We start from the raw sequence: 14461 nt of genomic DNA on the forward strand, positions 1-14461 counted from the left end.
AAAAACCCCGGCGGAGACGCCGGGGTTTTTTTATTGCGATGCGATCGGAGAGAAAGTCTCGGCGCAGGCCTGAGGTCTACGCCGGGACGAATGCTCAAGCCGCGGCCGAAACCTCGGCGCTGGTCGGGACGGAGGCGATCGTCTTCAATATCTGCGAGGCGATCTGGTAGGGGTCGCCCTGCGAGTTCGGACGGCGATCCTCGAGATAGCCCTTGTAGCCGTTGTTGATGAAGGAGTGCGGCACGCGGATCGAGGCGCCGCGGTCGGCGATGCCATAGCTGAACCTGTTCCACGGCGCGGTCTCGTGCTTGCCGGTCAAACGCTTGTCGTTGTCCGGACCGTAGACGGCGATGTGATCCATCAGGTTTTTGTCGAAGGCCGCCATCAGCGCCTCGAAATAACCCTTGCCGCCGACTTCGCGCATATAGGCGGTCGAGAAGTTGGCATGCATGCCGGAGCCGTTCCAGTCGGTGTCGCCGAGCGGCTTGCAGTGGTATTCGATGTCGATGCCGTATTTCTCGGTCAGGCGCTGCATCAGATAGCGTGCCATCCACATCTGGTCGGCGGCCTTCTTGGAGCCTTTGCCGAAGATCTGGAATTCCCACTGGCCCTTCGCGACTTCGGCGTTGATGCCTTCATGGTTGATGCCGGCGGCGAGGCAAAGGTCGAGATGCTCCTCGACGATCTGCCTGGCGACAGAACCGACATTGCTGTAGCCGACGCCGGTGTAGTACGGCCCTTGCGGCGCCGGATAGCCACTCTCGGGGAAGCCGAGCGGGCGGCCGTCCTTGTAGAAGAAATACTCCTGCTCGAAGCCGAACCAGGCACCCTCGTCGTCGAGGATGGTGGCGCGCTTGTTGGATGCATGCGGCGTCACGCCGTCCGGCATCATGACCTCGCACATGACGAGCGCGCCATTGGTGCGGGCGGGGTCCGGATAGACGGCGACCGGCTTCAAAACGCAGTCAGAGCTGTGGCCCTCGGCCTGCATGGTCGAAGAACCGTCGAAGCCCCACAGCGGAAGCTGGTCGAGCGTCGGAAACTCGGCATAGTCCTTGACCTGCGTCTTTCCGCGAAGATTGGGAACCGGGGTGTATCCATCGAGCCAAATGTACTCGAGCTTGTATTTCGTCATTCTAGCCTCTCGTTGCTTGATCACCGAACCCTGGATGGCGCCGGGGCGAGCCGGCCTATCCAGCAGCCGACCTGCCGACTGTTAAAATGCAATTCGTGTGCCATTTGGCTGGCGACGGGTGCGGCAAAAGCGATGTAGTGTCGGCGCAAAATTGCTGAGCCGTCGTAATTGTGCGATCGGATCGCTCACAAGCATAGTTTGCATAAATATTGTGCAGCTACTGATCTTTTTATAATCATGTTGCCTAATTCGATTGCGAAACCTATCTTGGGGAAAGGTTGAATCGGCAAGGTTGTGCCGAAGAAAGGAAACCGACAATGGAAATCACTTCCACTCCTCAGTCGGCCAAAATCCTGATGTTCCCGGTGGCAGCGCGCGCTTCTGCCTCAAATTTAAGCGGAAAGGCTAAGTTCGCAGCAGAACTTGCTTCTTTGCGCAACCGAACGGATTTCGGAAGTGCCTGGTATCATGAGGCAGCGATCGAAGAAGCGAAAAACGATCGGAAGAGCTGAGCCTCCCCATCTCTCGTCTCCCTCCGATGAATCGCAAAGCCCGGCGCGATCGCTCGCGCCGGGCTTTGCTTTGAATCGGGACAGGTCGGCTATTGCTTGGTATGCAGGTCTGTTCCGAGGGTATCCCTGATGAAGATCATGCCGATGACCAGCGACATCGCCGCGATCACCACCGGGTACCAGAGACCGTAGTAGATGTCGCCCTTGTAGGCGCTGAGCGCGAACACCGTCGCCGGCAGCAGCCCGCCGAACCAGCCATTGCCGATATGGTAGGGCAGCGACATTCCGGTGTAGCGGATGCGGGTCGGAAACATCTCGACCAGGATCGCGGCGATCGGCCCGTACACCATCGTGACGAAGATCACGAGGACGAACAGGATGGCGATCGTCATCGGCCAGTTGACCGCGGCCGGGTCGGCAAACATGGCAAAGGGACCGCCGCCCGGTATGGTGTAGACAGTGACCTCGGGGGCTCCCGCAGCCTCATCGGCAGTCAGCAGCTTGTCCTTGATCGCCTGGTCGGTCGGGACCGTCGCCTTGTCGCCGGAGCGGATCGCGGCCGTATCGAGCTTCAGCTCGGGATTGGCCGCAATGAAGGCCTCAAGCTTCTGGTCCGGCACCTTGGCCGCTGCCCGCTTCAGCGGATAGCCGCCGTCCCGAAGCGCTGTGTTTACCGCTTTGGCGAAAACGGCGTCCTTAGCCTTGGCTTGATCGCCGGCCGCAGTCGCGTCGTACGACTCAACTGTCTCGTTGCCGATTTTGACCGACGCTGCAGTGCCGGGGGCTGCCGTCGTTACCACGTCATAAGGCACTGAGTTCTTGGTCAAGAACGAGGTGGCGATATCGCAGGACGTCGTGAACTTCGCCGTGCCCACCGGATTGAACTGGAACTTGCAGTCGCCCGGTGCCGCGGTGACCGTCGCGCGCGTGTTTTGCTGCGCGGTGGCGAGCGCCGGGTTGGCTGCCCAGGTCAGCGCCTTGAACAACGGGAAAGTGCAGACGATCGCCAGTGCAAGGCCGGCCATGATGATCGGCTTGCGACCGATCTTGTCGGAGAGCCAGCCGAACACGACGAAAAAGATGGAGCCGACCGCCAGCGCGATTGCGATCATGATGTTGACCGACTGGGCGTCGACCTTGAGCACGTTGGTTAGGAAGAACAGCGCGTAGAACTGGCCATTGTACCAGACCACGGCCTGGCCGGCTGTGAGGCCGAGCAGTGCCAGCAGCGCAATCTTTGCGTTCTTCCATTGGCCGAAGGCTTCCGTCAATGGCGCCTTGGAGCCTTTGCCTTCGTCCTTCATGCGCTGGAAGGTCGGCGATTCAGAAAGCGACAGCCGGATCCATATCGAAATCCCGAGGAGCAGAAAGGAAACGATGAAAGGAATGCGCCAACCCCACGCGGCGTAGGTTTCCTTGGCCATCGACCCCTGGACGATCAGGATGACGACCAGCGACAGGAACAGGCCGAGCGTTGCCGTCGTCTGTATCCACGACGTGTAGTAGCCGCGGCGATCGTCGGGTGCGTGCTCGGCGACATAGGTCGCAGCACCGCCATACTCGCCACCGAGCGCCAGGCCTTGCAACATGCGCAAGATGATCAGGATCACGGGAGCGGCAATGCCCAAAGTCGCATAGCCAGGCAGCAAGCCGACCAGGAAGGTCGACAGGCCCATGATCGTCATCGTGACAAGGAAAGTGTATTTACGGCCGACAAGATCGCCGATGCGGCCGAACAGCAATGCGCCGAACGGACGCACGAGGAAGCCAGCGGCGAAAGCCAGCAGCGCGAAGATATTGCGCGTAGCTTCCGGGATGGTTGGGCTGAAAAAAGTCGAACCAATGAACACTGCCAACGAGCCGTAGAGATAAAAATCATACCATTCGAAAACGGTGCCGAGCGAGGAGGCGAAGATGACCTTCTTCTCCTCGCGCGTCATGCCGCGGCTTGTTTTGCCGGCGGTCGATGCCATTGCCATGAGTGTATCCTCCCGTGTGATTCCGTCGGTCCTCGATGCTGCGCGTCATCGTCCGCGTTTCCTCGGAACGCAGACTCAGTGCAGCCACCGGTGCAAAAAATGACAGAAAGCAGTGCCCAGAGGCAGACCGCCTTTGGGATTATGACTTTGGTCTAATGTGCAGTGCGAAATAGCGGGCGGTGCCGTCAGCCTTTGAGCGCTTCGAGCAGGCTGACTGCCGCCATCATGTCGCGCTTGCGGGCGGCGCGGCGGGCGACGGCCTCGGCATCATGGCCCCATTGCTCGGCCTGCCAGTCCTCGTCGACATGGCCGGCAGCCCAGGCCACCTCGCCGTCGAGCTCGCCGAAATCGACGGCCAGCGCCAGCAGCGCCGATCCGGTCAGCGAGGTCATGACGTGGATGGCAGCAAGGCGCAGCGGATCGGCACGTTGGGCTAGATGCTGGCCAAGCAGCGCGATACTCTCGCGCGGCTGCTCGACGTGGATCACGCCTTCGGCGAGCTGGAACCGGGCGCCGAGCGCGCTGCGCGCCCAGTCGATGACCGGATCCCAATGCTCGTTCTGCCGGTCGACCAACCCCTGTGGTGCATCGGCGCGGTAGCAGAGCATATCTGATGAGGCGAAACGCAGGATGTCCTCCAGCACCGCCTGGGGATCACTGGCGACCCCATCGATTGCCGTATTGACCAGACGCATCAACGGCATCGTTACCGGGTCGATGGTCTCCTCCTGTGCGGCGAATTCGTCCGCAATAAGAGCAGCCGCCTTTTCGGTCGGCAGCGCCAGCAGCGCCTTGGCGGGCGTGCGGACGGGCTTGCCATCGAGATGGACGGCAAAACCATCCTCGACCGGTGCCACCGCGACGGTCTTGTAGAAGCGTTTTGGCAGCGGCGTCTTCATCTGGATCTGGGCGCGACGCACCGGATCCGGATCGGAGAGCTGCTTTCCAGCTTCGAGGTCGTTCAAAATATCGCGCATGCTCATCCGGGGCTTTGTTTTCGGGCCGGCCGGTTGACGATGATAAGACCGGCGGCGATCAGGCCGAGTGCCAGAAAGATACGAACGGTCAACGGCTCGTTCAAGAACACGGCGCCGCAAAGCACGCCGAAGACCGGCGACAGGAAGGTGAAGCTCGACAGGCCAGATGCAGGGTAGCGCCGCAGCAGCCAGAACCACAGCACATAGGTGAAGGCGACAACGTAGACGGCCTGGAACAACAGCGCCAAGGTCGGCAGAAGGGTAAAGCTGCGGACGGGCGGCCCGGCAAAGGGCATCACCAAAATGCCGACGGCGGCGGCACCGGCCAGCTGATAGAGCAGCAGCTTTTCGGCGCTGGCCTCCACCAGTTTCGACCGCTTGATGACAATGTTGGTCACGGCCCACAGAATGCCGGCGCCGAGACTGAGCAGGTCGCCGCTCAACGTCTCGCCACCATTAGCGCTCAGTTTGTCGGAAAACACCGCGACCAGCCCGGCGAAAGCGAGCAGAAGCCCAACGAGCTTGCGTGCCGTGATGCTTTCGTCCAGCAGGAAATGGCCGCCGACCAGCATCCAGAACGGCATGGTGTTGACCAGCAAGGTGTTGCGCACGACGGTGGTGTGCTCGAGCCCGACATACAGAAACAGGAACTCGAGACCGAAAAGCGCGCCTGCCAGAATGCCGGCGACGAGAGTCTTGTCGGGCGTGAACAGCGCGATGCCGCGCCAGCGGCACCAGCCGAAAGCACACAGGCCGCCGATCACCGAGCGGGCGATCGATAGGAAAACGGGATCGTAGCCGGCATAGGAGATCTTGGCGGCGACGTAGTTCAGGCCCCAGGAAAAGGTCAGCCCGACCATGATGGCGGCGGCCGCCAGATCGACCGCGTCACGGCGGTCGAGCGTATCTGTGGCGACGCCCACCGGCCCTAGTCCTCCGCGCTTGCGTCGTCGAAGCCGATCAGGTTCCAGCTCTGGCGCATGTGCGGCGGCATCGGCGCGGTGACGTCGACAAACCCCTTATCGGGATGCGGGATGACGATGCGGCGGGCGTGCAGATGCAGGCGGTTCTGCATGCCGCCGGGAAAATCCCAATTGGTGTCGGCCTCGAAATATTTGGGGTCGCCGATGATCGGGCAGCCGATATGCGCGGCATGGACACGAAGCTGGTGGGTGCGGCCGGTATACGGCTCCATCTCCAGCCAGGTCATCGTCTGTGCAGCCTGCTCGATGACACGGTAGTAGGACACGGCGTGGTCGGCACCCTTTTCGCCATGCTTGGCGATGCGCACGCGATCGCCGTCGGGCGTCGGTTCCTTGATCAACCAGGTCGAGATCTTGTCCTCGCGCTTCGGCGGCACACCCTTGACCAGCGCCCAGTAGGTTTTCTTCGTCTCACGCGCCCGGAACGCTTCGGCGAGCTTCATGGCGGCGAGCCTTGTACGGGCGACAACCAGAACACCCGACGTGTCGCGGTCGAGCCGGTGCACCAGACGCGGCTTCTCGCCCTTCTGGTTGCGCCAGGCTTCCAGCATGTCGTCGACATTGCGGGTGACCCCGGAGCCGCCTTGCACCGCCAGGCCGGCCGGCTTGTTGAAGACGAAGACCTTCGGGTCCTCATGGATCAGCATCTTGGCCAAGACATCGGCATCGCCCTGGTTGCGTATCGAATGGCCGGTGAGCGGGCTTTCGCCTTTCTTGTCCACTTCGAGCGGCGGCACACGCACCGTCTGGCCGGCTTCGACGCGTGTATCGGCCTTCACCCTGCCGCCGTCGACGCGGATCTGGCCGGAACGCAGCAGCTTCTGCAGATGACCGAAACCGAGACCGGGGAAATGGGTCTTGAACCAGCGGTCGAGCCGCATGCCCGCCTCACCGGTATCCACTGTGATCTGTTCAACGCCTGCCATGATTCCAATCGCCGTTTTGCGAACATGCAACGGCATTCGCCGGCACCCGCAATCTCACTCGGTTATTCGTTGTCGGTTCCATATTGCAGAACCTGAACTTTCTCCAGCGTGATCAAGCCACTTGTCATGATTGTTTCAAGCACGGGCAGAAAAGCGGCCAATTTTTCCTCGTCGTCGACGATCTCGATGACAAGGGGAAGGTCCTCCGAGAGACGGAGGATCTTCGTGGTGTGAAGTCGGCTGGAATGGCCAAATCCCATCGCCCCGCGCAGGACGGTCGCGCCGGCAATCTGCATTTCGCGGGCCTTCAGCACGATGACCTCATACAGCGGACGGCCATCTGCCCTGTCGTTTTCGCCGATAAATATGCGCAGCAATTGTGCCTGTGGTGGTATCTTCATTGCCTGGATCCTCTCAGCTGGTTGAGGCGCACTGCAAAGATGTGGCCAAGCCAGACGGCGGCAAGCCAGGCCACCACGGAGATCGCGATATTGAGTGCCGCCGCCACAAGCTTCCCGCTTTGCGCGAGGGTGAGTGTTTCAAGGCTGAAAGCGGAGAAGGTCGTCAGGCCACCGCAGAAGCCGGCCATGAAGAACTGGCGCTGCAGCGGACTGGCGAAGACGCGACCATCCGGTCCCGTCAATGTCGCATAGAAGCCGATGAGGAATGAGCCGACAATGTTGACGAGGAGCGTGCCGAAGGGAAATCCAGTGCCCCACCAGGCGGTGCTCGCCAATGAGGCGAGCGCCCGCAGCACGCCGCCGATCATGCTGCCAGCGGTCACGGTCGCATAGATACGAACCGTTTGGCTCGTTCGGCGCGAGCCAATGAGGCGCGCCGCACGCCCCGCCATCCCGTCGGAGCGGAGCTTCTGCGGGCCGCTCATGGCGCCCCGCTGCCAATCAGAAGACTTCCCGCGGCAAAGCCCAGCGTCACGCCGCCGAGGCTCAGGAAAACCGAAAGCAGCACATTTCCGCCGGCGCGCAGCCATTCGCCCTCACGCGCCAGCGCCAGCGTCTGCAGGCTGAATGAAGAGACCGTGGTGTAGCAGCCGAGGCCGCCGGTGACGACAAAGGCCCAAAGGGCAGGCATGCCGTCGCGCGCCACGGCATGCGCAACGACGCCGATTGCAAACGCCCCCGACACATTGACGACCATCGTGCCCCAAGGAAAGGTCTCGCCGACCCGGCGGGCGACGAAGCCGGACAGGAAGAAGCGGGCCATTGCACCGATCGCGCCACCAAGACAGACAAGCAACAGATGATACATCGTGCTCCCTCGCGCCAGTTACGCTACGGTGTCAGGCAGCTCCGACCTTCTTCGGCTTGCTGGAGGCGATCATCTTCCAGTTCTTGTAGAACATGGCATTGATGCGCTCGACGCTGACCGAAACAATGGCGAGGAGCGTCGAGATCAGACCGGGAAACGGCGATGGGCGAATGATGTCCATGAACACGCAGTAGCGGCGCCCGTCATACTCGTTGACCGAGCGATGAAGCAGCGTGTCGTCGAAGATGAACAGCGGGTTCTCGTGCCAGTAATTCTTGGCGTTGCCACACTGGACGAACACTTCCGATTTCACCGGGATGAGGTTGTAGAGAATGCGCAGGCTGAGCCGGAGCGGGCCAAAGTGCCAGGAAGTCGATTCCCTGCCGCTGAACACAGAGACGGCAATCGTCTTGATGTATTTGAAATCCTTGTTGAATTCGGCGACGTTGTCTATTTTGTGCTTGCCATACCACTGATAGACATACATGCCGCGCCGGCCGCTGCCGAAATTGGCGTCGATGTCGGCGATGATCTCGTCCTTGCGTGCCTTGAAGACATCCAGGACCTCGTTGACCTCGCGCTGGTAGTCCGGAGGAAACTGGTCCAATTTCCAGACACCGCGGTTTCTATAGCACAGCAGATCCACCAGCAGATTGAAGGGCGAAAGCAGCCAGGTGAAGATGCCGTTGCCCAGGAAATAACCACTGAACAGCGCCCAATTCTTGTTGTCGTTGCGCAACACGTCGATCAGGCCGAGGACGATGAAAATCGTCGTCAGAATGGGAATGACATAGAAGCCGAGCGCCAGCAGCGGAATGGCTATGGCGAACTTCCGAAGGGTTTTGCGGGATTTTTTTGTCATTTTTCCACGCGCCAGGCGCGATTCCGTTCTGAATATCGTCGGTACGTTTCTGGCCTGCCGCCGGCCGAAGGCGCATCTTGATAGGGTTTTTTATCCCATCAGACAACGGCGATCACACCAGTGTGCGACTGGCAGCTACTTTTCCCGCTCGCTGCGCAGCTTCGCCCAATAGTCCAGCCGCTTCCTGATATCGCGCTCGAAGCCGCGCTCGGGCGGATCGTAGAATGTCTGCCTTCCCATCTTCTCAGGAAAATAGTCCTGGCCGGAAAAAGCGTCGGGCTCGTCGTGGTCGTAGCGATAGCCGGCGCCGTAATCTTCCTGTTTCATCAGCTTGGTCGGCGCATTGAGAATGTGCTTGGGCGGCAGCAGCGAACCGAATTCCTTGGCCGCCTGTGTGGCGGCCTTGAATGCGGTATAGACTGCATTGGATTTCGGCGCGGTAGCGAGATAGACGGTAGCCTCGGCGAAGGCCAGTTCGCCCTCGGGCGAGCCCAGATAGTCGTAGGCGTCCTTGGCGGCGTTGGCGACGACGAGTGCCTGCGGGTCGGCCAGCCCGATATCCTCCATCGCCATGCGCACCAACCGGCGCCCGAGATAGAGCGGATCCTCGCCGGCGTCGAACATGCGGGCCAGATAGTAGAGTGCCGCGTCGGGGTCGGAGCCGCGCACCGATTTGTGCAAGGCGGAGATCAAATTGTAATGGCCGTCCTGGCCCTTGTCGTAGATCGGCGCGCGGCGCTGGACGATGCGCTGTAAGGCCTCGGCGCCAAACACTTCACCTGATTTGGCGGCACGCCAGACCTCTTCGGCCAGTGTCAGCGCCGCGCGGCCGTCGCCGTCGCTCATGCGGATGAGCATCGCCCGCGCCTCGTCATCGAGCGGCAGCGCCCTGCCCTCTGCCTCCTCGGCCCGCGCCAGGAGCTTGGCGATGCTGTCCTCGCCGAGCGAGTGAAAGACCAGGACGCGTGCGCGCGACAACAGCGCGGCGTTAAGCTCGAAGGACGGGTTCTCCGTGGTGGCGCCGACCAGCACGACGGTGCCGTCTTCCATCACGGGCAGAAAACTGTCCTGCTGGGCGCGGTTGAAGCGATGGATCTCGTCGACGAACAGCAGTGTCTGGCGGCCGTTGGAGCGGCGCAGCTTCGCTGCCTCGAACACTTTCTTCAGGTCGGCAACGCCGGAAAACACGGCCGAGATCTGTTCGAAAGCGAGGCTTGTCTCGCCGGCAAGCAGCCGTGCGACCGTGGTCTTGCCGGTGCCGGGCGGGCCCCAGAAGATCATCGAGCCGAGCGAGCCGGAGCCGATCAGCCGCGTCAGCGCGCCGTCGGGACCGGTCAGATGCTCCTGGCCGACGACCTCGCCGAGGTTCTTCGGGCGCAGACGGTCGGCCAGCGGCCTGCCGGGCGGCGTCTTTTCCGGTTCATCGACACTGAACAGATCGGCCATGCAACTTCTTCTGCCTGGAGCCCGACCATGCTGACGTCGGGCTTAGTAACGCAACACCTGGCGCAGTATCTGCCCGCCGCGCTCGACGGTAAAGCGCCACCAGCGTGTATCCTGCTGGGCTATCTGTTCCAGGGTCGCCGCCTTGTCGATCGTCAGGCCATTGACCTCACGCACGATGTCGCCCGGCTGGAAACCAAAATCGGCAGCGGGCGAATCGCGGTTGATATCGACGACGGTGACGCCTTTGACATCGGTGCGCAGACCAAGCCGCTGGGCAAGCCGTGGCGATAGTTCGGCAACCCTGGCACCGGAAAACGGGCTACGGCCGCGCAATGTGAGCTCCGCAGCTTTGGCGCCCTCAGGCGGCCGTTCCAGCGCGATGTCCATCGTCGCCTGCTGACCCTTGCTTAGAACGCCGAAGCTGGCATTCGTACCGATCGACAGCGTCGCCATCCGGTAGTCCAGCGCCCCGACGCTCTCGACCGGCTTGCCGTTGAGCGACAGCACCACGTCACCAGGCTTGAGTCCTGCCTTGGCAGCGGGTCCTGCCTCTTCGACCGAAGAAACCAGCGAGCCGGCCGGTTTGTCCATGCCGAGCGATTCGGCAATCTGCGGCGTCACCGCCTCGAACTCGGCACCGACATACGGCCGCTCGAAGAAGTCGAGCCCGGCCTTGGCCGCATCGGCGAAGGCGCGAACCATGTTCGAAGGGATGGCAAAGCCGATACCGATCGAGCCGCCGCTACGGCTATAGATCGCAGTGTTGATGCCGATCAGTTGACCACCCATGTTGACCAGCGCGCCACCGGAATTGCCCGGGTTGATGGCGGCGTCGGTCTGGATGAAGAAGCTGGAATCGGAGACGCCGATATGGCTGCGCGCCACAGCCGAAATGATGCCGCTGGTGGTGGTCTGGCCGACACCGAACGGATTGCCGATCGCCAGCACCAGGTCGCCGACCTCGAGCGCGTCGGAATCGCCAATGGCGATCACCGGGAACGGCTTGTCGGAAGAAATCTTGAGCACGGCGAGGTCGAGCGTCTCATCCTTGAGCAGCACCTTGCTGTCGAATTCGCGCCCGTCGGCGGTCGCGACCTTGACCTGGTCGGCGTCCTTGACGACGTGGAAATTGGTGACCACGACGCCGGTCGGATCGACCAGCACCCCCGAACCGAGCGAAGACTGCGCGCGCGGCTGCGAGCGGCCGAAGAATTCCTCGAAGAACGGATCGCCGTCGAAGGGCGACGTCACCTTGGCGGTCTGCGAGGCGTAGACATTGACCACGGCCGGGGCCGTCTGCTTGACCAGCGGCGCGAAGGACAGCTGCACCTCCTCGCGGCCGAACGGCACGCGCTTGTCGGGGCCGGAGGTGGCGTTTTCGCCTTCGACGCCATGCAGCAGATCGGTCAGTACGTCGGACAGACCGGGATCTGGCTTGGTCTCCTCCGCTATCGCGTGCCTCGCCGCCGGCACGACGGCCAGCGCCATCAAGGCGCAGATCAGAACAAGGGACAGCCGTTTAACGCGCATTCCGAATCCTCCAAGTCGGGCGCCATTGTCCTGACGATTGTGCAAAATGAAAGGCTAAGCCGCTGAAATCCGATTATTTTGGATAGTCGCCGCAAAAACCGGTGACAAAACCCCTGCAAGCCCTGCCCTGCAGCTTCGGAAACAGAAAAAGGGGCCCGCAGGCCCCTTTGAACTTCTCAGAAAAACCGAAGCTTATGCGGCTGCGGCTTCCTCTTCGGTGCCTTCGGCCTCGATGCGGGCGCGGTCGCCGGCGCCTTTGGCCGAGGTGTCGCGGTCGACGAATTCGATGACGGCCATTGCGGCATTGTCACCGTGACGGAAGCCGGCCTTCATGATGCGCAGATAGCCGCCATTGCGAGTGGCGTAACGTGGCGCGATTGTGTCGAACAGACGCTTGACGACGCCCTCATTGCCGATCTGGGCAATCACTTGGCGGCGGGCGTGCAGGTCGCCGCGCTTGCCGAGCGTCACCAGCTTCTCGACGATCGGACGCAGATCCTTCGCCTTCGGCAGCGTGGTGAGGATCTGCTCGTGCTCGATAAGCGACACGGCAAGGTTGGCAAACATCGACTTGCGATGGCTTATGCTGCGGGCGAACCGGCGGCCTTTAAATCCGTGGCGCATGGCTCTTCTCCTTCATTGCGGGTTCAAGAGGCCTGAGCCTCAGTATTGATCTTCGTAACGCTTGGCGAGGTCTTCGATGTTTTCCGGCGGCCAGTCCGGCACTTCCATGCCGAGATGCAGGCCCATCGCCGCCAGGACTTCCTTGATCTCGTTCAGCGACTTGCGGCCGAAGTTCGGGGTGCGCAGCATCTCGGCTTCGGTCTTCTGGATTAGATCGCCGATATAGACGATGTTGTCGTTCTTCAGGCAGTTGGCCGAACGCACCGAAAGCTCGAGTTCGTCGACCTTCTTGAGCAGCGCCGGGTTGAAGGCAAGCTCGGTAACCTGTTCGGCAGCGACTTCCTTCTGCGGCTCGTCGAAATTGACGAACAGGCCGAGCTGGTCCTGCAGGATGCGAGCGGCGAAGGCCACCGCGTCCTCGCCCGAGATCGAACCATCGGTCTCGATGGTCATGGTCAGCTTGTCATAATCGAGAACCTGCCCCTCACGGGTGTTCTCGACCTTGTAGGAGACCTTCTTGACCGGCGAATACAGGCTGTCGACCGGGATCAGCCCTATCGGCGCGTCTTCGGCGCGGTTGCGGTCGGCCGGCACATAGCCCTTGCCGGTGTCGACGGTGAATTCCATGCGGATCTCAGCGCCTTCGTCCAGCGTGCAGATGACGTGGTCGGGATTGAGGATCTCGACGTCGCCGACCGTCTGGATGTCGCCGGCGAGAACCGCGCCCGGTCCCTGCTTGCGCACGACCATGCGCTTGGGGCCATCGCCTTCCATGCGGATGGCGATTTCCTTGATGTTCAACACGATGTCGGTCACGTCCTCGCGCACGCCGGCGATGGACGAGAATTCATGCAGAACGCCGTCGATCTGCACGGCGGTCACAGCCGCGCCACGCAGCGAAGACAAAAGCACGCGGCGCAGCGCGTTGCCGAGGGTGAGGCCGAAGCCGCGCTCGAGCGGCTCGGCGACCAGCGTGGTCAGCGTCTTCTTCTTCGACGAGAACTCGATCTTGTTCGGCTTGATCAGTTCCTGCCAATTTTTCTGGATCATAGTGCTTTCCTTCCGTTGTCCCGCCACCATCCAATCGTGGCGGGCGACCTGGAATGCCGTGGAGGAGCGCCCTTGAGGCGCTCGCGCGGCGTTCGGTAAATTCTCTTTAGACGCGGCGCTTCTTGCGCGGGCGGCAGCCATTGTGCGGGATCGGCGTCACATCACGGATCGAGGTGATGGTGAAGCCTGCTGCCTGCAGCGCCCGCAGCGCCGATTCACGACCGGAGCCGGGTCCACAGACCTCGACCTCGAGCATGCGCATGCCGTGTTCCTGAGCCTTCTTGGCAACATCTTCGGCGGCCATCTGGGCAGCGAAAGGGGTCGACTTGCGCGATCCCTTGAAGCCCTGGGCTCCGGCCGACGACCAGGCAATGGAATTGCCCTGCGCGTCGGTGATGGTGATCATCGTGTTGTTGAAGGTCGAATTGACGTGGGCAACGCCCGACGAGATGTTCTTGCGTTCGCGACGGCGAACACGAGCGGCTTCCTTGGCCATGATAGTCCTTTCAGTTGATCTCTACACCGCCGTAATGCCAGCGGCTCCACCAGGGAGAAGGCAGTAGGGGAATATGGCAGTAGGGCAGTATGTCTGCCGTTCCTATTGCCTTACTGCCCTACTCTCTTACTGCCCTAAATTACTTCTTCTTTCCGGCAATCGACTTGGCTGGGCCTTTGCGGGTGCGCGCATTGGTGTGCGTGCGCTGGCCACGAACCGGCAGCGAGCGGCGGTGACGCAGGCCGCGGTAGCAGCCGAGGTCCATGAGCCGCTTGATGTTCATCGACACTTCGCGGCGCAGGTCGCCCTCGACCTGGTAGTCGCGGTCGATGGTCTCCCGGATCTGCAGCACTTCCGCGTCGGTCAGCTGGTTGACGCGGCGCTCGGCCGGGATGCCGACCTTGTCGACGATCTCCTGGGCGAACTTCTTGCCAATGCCGTGAATGTATTGAAGCGCAATGACGACGCGCTTGTTGGTAGGAATGTTGACGCCGGCTATACGAGCCATGTTCTTCTCTTCTCCATATAGGCCGGACGAGCCGGCGCTTCAAGTTGCCCCGCGTCCGGTGGAGGCCGGCCCTTGCGGGAGTTTCCAGTTCAAAGCGGCCTGCCTTGCCCTTGCGGACAAGCAAGCCTCATGCCTGATAGGAAGACGGGCCGCCATACCCCAGC

General features: G+C 61.7%; 16 protein-coding genes. 1 reads left to right on the forward strand and 15 read right to left on the reverse strand.

Annotated features, from left to right (window positions below):
- Positions 1-94: 94 nt before the first annotated feature.
- Positions 95-1135: a glutamine synthetase beta-grasp domain-containing protein gene (locus NKJ93_RS02935; RefSeq protein WP_352451031.1), complete on the reverse strand. Its 1041-nt coding sequence runs from the start codon at positions 1133-1135 to the stop codon at positions 95-97.
- A 317-nt stretch (positions 1136-1452) separates the two neighbouring features.
- On the opposite strand from NKJ93_RS02935, the gene NKJ93_RS02940 reads away from it, so the two are divergent.
- On the forward strand, positions 1453-1647 hold the full coding sequence (locus NKJ93_RS02940) for a DUF2735 domain-containing protein (protein ID WP_031193555.1): 195 nt from the start codon (positions 1453-1455) through the stop codon (positions 1645-1647).
- Between the two features lie 89 nt (positions 1648-1736).
- Here NKJ93_RS02940 and NKJ93_RS02945 read toward each other — a convergent pair whose 3' ends face one another.
- The 14 genes from NKJ93_RS02945 to rpsM all read right to left on the reverse strand — a co-directional run bounded on the left by NKJ93_RS02945 (position 1737) and on the right by rpsM (position 14297).
- A complete protein-coding gene (locus NKJ93_RS02945) occupies positions 1737-3626 on the reverse strand; it encodes an MFS transporter (protein ID WP_023717534.1) in 1890 nt (629 codons plus the stop codon).
- Between the two features lie 185 nt (positions 3627-3811).
- Complete coding sequence (locus NKJ93_RS02950) at positions 3812-4603, reverse strand: ATP12 family chaperone protein (RefSeq protein ID WP_023717533.1); 792 nt, start codon at positions 4601-4603, stop codon at positions 3812-3814.
- Positions 4604-4605: 2 nt separating this feature from the next.
- Positions 4606-5463 (reverse strand): DMT family transporter, encoded by an 858-nt coding sequence (locus NKJ93_RS02955; RefSeq protein WP_502904376.1) that lies wholly within the window; start codon positions 5461-5463, stop codon positions 4606-4608.
- A 68-nt stretch (positions 5464-5531) separates the two neighbouring features.
- Positions 5532-6512 (reverse strand): RluA family pseudouridine synthase, encoded by a 981-nt coding sequence (locus NKJ93_RS02960; RefSeq protein ID WP_023717531.1) that lies wholly within the window; start codon positions 6510-6512, stop codon positions 5532-5534.
- 62 nt (positions 6513-6574) lie between these two features.
- The gene (locus tag NKJ93_RS02965; RefSeq protein WP_023717530.1) at positions 6575-6913 is read right to left on the reverse strand and encodes a DUF190 domain-containing protein; all 339 of its coding nucleotides are present in this window, start codon (positions 6911-6913) and stop codon (positions 6575-6577) included.
- On the reverse strand, positions 6910-7365 hold the full coding sequence (gene crcB / locus NKJ93_RS02970; RefSeq protein ID WP_051409627.1) for a fluoride efflux transporter CrcB: 456 nt from the start codon (positions 7363-7365) through the stop codon (positions 6910-6912). The genes NKJ93_RS02965 and crcB (NKJ93_RS02970) overlap by 4 nt, the downstream gene beginning before the upstream one ends.
- Before the next feature lie 29 nt (positions 7366-7394).
- Positions 7395-7781: a fluoride efflux transporter CrcB gene (crcB, locus tag NKJ93_RS02975; RefSeq protein WP_031193553.1), complete on the reverse strand. Its 387-nt coding sequence runs from the start codon at positions 7779-7781 to the stop codon at positions 7395-7397.
- 31 nt (positions 7782-7812) lie between these two features.
- Positions 7813-8643, reverse strand: a complete 831-nt coding sequence (locus tag NKJ93_RS02980; protein ID WP_023717527.1) for an aspartyl/asparaginyl beta-hydroxylase domain-containing protein — start codon at positions 8641-8643, stop codon at positions 7813-7815.
- A gap of 135 nt (positions 8644-8778) precedes the next feature.
- Positions 8779-10089, reverse strand: coding sequence for a replication-associated recombination protein A (locus tag NKJ93_RS02985; RefSeq protein WP_023717526.1), 1311 nt, complete (start codon positions 10087-10089; stop codon positions 8779-8781).
- 42 nt (positions 10090-10131) lie between these two features.
- Positions 10132-11619: a DegQ family serine endoprotease gene (locus NKJ93_RS02990; protein WP_352587578.1), complete on the reverse strand. Its 1488-nt coding sequence runs from the start codon at positions 11617-11619 to the stop codon at positions 10132-10134.
- Between the two features lie 192 nt (positions 11620-11811).
- Entirely contained in the window at positions 11812-12243 is a 432-nt protein-coding gene (rplQ, locus tag NKJ93_RS02995) for a 50S ribosomal protein L17 (protein WP_023675127.1), read from the reverse strand.
- A 39-nt stretch (positions 12244-12282) separates the two neighbouring features.
- Positions 12283-13293 carry a DNA-directed RNA polymerase subunit alpha gene (locus tag NKJ93_RS03000; protein WP_023675128.1) on the reverse strand — a complete coding sequence of 337 codons (1011 nt, stop codon included), beginning with the start codon at positions 13291-13293 and terminating at the stop codon, positions 12283-12285.
- Between the two features lie 106 nt (positions 13294-13399).
- Entirely contained in the window at positions 13400-13789 is a 390-nt protein-coding gene (gene rpsK / locus NKJ93_RS03005; protein ID WP_006205444.1) for a 30S ribosomal protein S11, read from the reverse strand.
- A gap of 139 nt (positions 13790-13928) precedes the next feature.
- Positions 13929-14297, reverse strand: coding sequence for a 30S ribosomal protein S13 (gene rpsM, locus NKJ93_RS03010; protein ID WP_006205445.1), 369 nt, complete (start codon positions 14295-14297; stop codon positions 13929-13931).
- Positions 14298-14461 lie beyond the last annotated feature (164 nt).

It is taken from the genome of Mesorhizobium sp. M0028, assembly GCF_040323855.1.
In the GTDB taxonomy this organism is placed as follows: domain Bacteria; phylum Pseudomonadota; class Alphaproteobacteria; order Rhizobiales; family Rhizobiaceae; genus Mesorhizobium.